The sequence below is a fragment of the Gammaproteobacteria bacterium genome (assembly GCA_003696665.1).
Lineage (GTDB): Bacteria > Pseudomonadota > Gammaproteobacteria > Enterobacterales.
Genome location: RFGJ01000106.1, coordinates 1 through 1563 on the forward strand (window position 1 = coordinate 1; position 1563 = coordinate 1563).

The 1563-nt window shown below is 54.9% G+C and carries 3 protein-coding genes; all 3 read left to right on the top strand.

Annotation, left to right across the window (positions count from 1 at the left end; all coding sequences use genetic code 11):
* Nucleotides 1-503 (top strand): methyltransferase domain-containing protein (locus D6694_03535; protein RMH46429.1); only part of this gene is annotated, 503 nt, incomplete at its 5' end.
* A 116-nt stretch (nucleotides 504-619) separates the two neighbouring features.
* Nucleotides 620-1153 carry a chemotaxis protein CheX gene (locus tag D6694_03540; protein ID RMH46431.1) on the top strand — a complete coding sequence of 178 codons (534 nt, stop codon included), beginning with the start codon at nucleotides 620-622 and terminating at the stop codon, nucleotides 1151-1153.
* Between the two features lie 155 nt (nucleotides 1154-1308).
* Nucleotides 1309-1563, top strand: a 255-nt coding sequence (locus tag D6694_03545) for a UPF0104 family protein (GenBank protein RMH46430.1), incomplete at its 3' end; no start/stop codon positions are given.

Consider the following 1563-nt stretch of genomic DNA (forward strand, 5'->3'; position numbering starts at 1 on the left):
CAGCCGGCATTGAAGCCTGGAGCGTGGGGTGTTCCATCGGCGCGGAAGCGTACACCTTGGCCATGCTCCTACTCGATCAGGAGCCGGCCCGCTCCCATCGGGTTTGGGGCGTGGATATTGATACGAAAGTCCTGGAACGCGCTATCGCTGGTGGACCTTATACTAGGAGCGAAGTCAAGGAGTTGCCGCCGCATTTTTTGCAGAAATACATGCAAGTTCTCGATGACAATTCATACATGGTGCGTCCCTCCGTTCGCACCATCACAAATTTCCAACATTTTGATCTGTTACAGGATGTTGTAGAGCGTCAGTTTGATCTCATCCTATGTAGAAATGTGGTGATCTACTTCACGGCCCAAACCAAAGTGGACGTGTATCGTCGGTTGAGGCAAGCTCTTCGACCTGGGGGCGTTCTCTTCATCGGAAGTACAGAAACCATTTCGCGCTATCGGGAATGGGGGCTGGAGTACATCGCTCCTGCTTTTTATCGGCGTAAACGATAGGCAAGGAGAGGGGGGCGCGGTTCTTTTGGCCTCTTCGCTGGGAGATGCATGAACCGGCTGACTCGGGGTATAGGCATTTTGTTCTTGTGCATTTGCAAAGGGTAGGAGAGACCGTGGTGAGAGCAAATTTCATGAATCCGTTTTTGAAAGCAGCACAGTCCGTCCTGGCGACCGAGGTTGGCGCCGAAGTCAAACGAGGTGATGTGACGCTTGAATCAAATTGCTACACCCCTGAGGATGTCACTGTGCTCCTTAGCGTCGTCGGCGACGTTCAGGGGATTGTCATGTATGGCATGGGAATCCCCATGGCATTGGCCTTGATCTCGCAGATGCTAGGCGAGGAACACCAAGAGTTCGATGACTTGGCCCAAAGCGGCATTGCAGAGATGGGCAACGTGATCACAGGCATCGCGACCACCCACCTGGCCGAGGCCGGCTACCAGTGTTCAATTTCGGTGCCCACTCTGGTGGTGGGGCGCAACACCATGCTTTCCACGCTGGACTTCAAGCGGCTGGTGGTGCCTTTGTTGACCGACTATGGCCCGCTGTCCATTCACCTTGCCCTGCGGGAAGCCCCCAATCTGGAGCGGCAGGCCGTCAAGTTCAAGCGAACCGTGGATTCCCGGGCCGGGATACAACAGATGTATTGACCGTTCTCGCCTCCTTTCCCTTCAGGGTGACACAAAGGCGTGTCACCCTTTTCTTTCGCCACCTTTTCCTCTCTCTTCTTTGCGTTCATTTCTAGGTGTGCTATGCTTGGCAAGTGGTTTACGGAAGCCCATGTCAACTGGTTAGGCGCGCCTGGATGAGACGAACCCTGCAACTGCTGTTGGGCCTGGTCATCAGCGGTTTCTTTCTCTATCAAGTGCTACCAAGCTTGCATCTCCAAGAGGTATGGTCGGCCCTGGAGGAAGCGAACTATTGGTGGATCCTTCCCGGCGTGGCGGTCTATTTCGTCGGTCTGTGGGCGCGTACATGGCGCTGGCATTACATGCTCCGGCACATGAAACCCATTCCCTTGGCCCGCTTGTTCCCTGTGGTGTGCATCGGCTACTTCGGC